The organism is Psychrobacter sp. A3 (genome assembly GCF_028823565.1).
Lineage (GTDB): Bacteria > Pseudomonadota > Gammaproteobacteria > Pseudomonadales > Moraxellaceae > Psychrobacter > Psychrobacter celer.
This window is the reverse complement of record NZ_JAPEHS010000177.1, coordinates 1-699: the sequence shown is the minus strand read 5'-3', so window position 1 is coordinate 699 and position 699 is coordinate 1. Positions and strand designations below refer to the sequence as shown.

Annotated in this window: 1 protein-coding gene; it reads right to left on the bottom strand. The window is 52.1% G+C overall.

Annotation, left to right across the window (positions count from 1 at the left end; all coding sequences use genetic code 11):
- Positions 1–143: 143 nt before the first annotated feature.
- Positions 144–699, bottom strand: a 556-nt coding sequence (locus tag NK638_RS12365; RefSeq protein WP_274633243.1) for an HAD-IC family P-type ATPase, incomplete at its 5' end; no start/stop codon positions are given.

The window sequence follows — 699 nt, the reverse complement described above, 5'->3', positions numbered from 1 at the left end:
TATCGTACGTGGCATCATAGCATAAATTTCGCCAAACTTCCCTTCTCTTGCACCGACTGACGCTCATAAAGTCATACAAACGCTCGGTTATCCGCCTATCTGGCCTCACGGCGATATCGGCGAAGGTGACTGCCCTAGCAGACTTAGGCACTTGGCAAGCGCTTATCATCAGTATGATGAGTAGAGACGGTATTATCTAGCTCAACCTCAGTGCGAAAACGGGTCAAACGTAGCGCGTTCATCAAGACAGAGATGGAGCTCAGCGCCATTGCCGCCGCGGCAATCATCGGGTTTAAAAACCCAAACGCTGCCAGCGGTATGCCCAGCGTATTATAAAGAAACGCAAAAAATAAGTTTTGCTTGATATTGCGCAGTGTGGCGTTAGCGATTTTTTGTGCCGCATCGATATGCATCAGCGACTCGCCCATCAAGCGAGCGGAGGCGCTATGCTGCGCGACATCAGTACCCTCAAACATGGCAAAGCTGGCATCGGCAGTGGCCATCGCTGGCGCATCATTGACGCCATCACCGACCATGGCCACTTTATGGCCAGCAGTTTGCAACAGCGCGATTTGACTGGCTTTATCCCGCGGGCTCATTTGGCCATATGCCTTGTCGATGCCCAGCTGGCTTGCCACGTGATCGACCACAGACTGCTTATCACCACTCATCAAGATGACATGGATGCCGCTCTCTTGT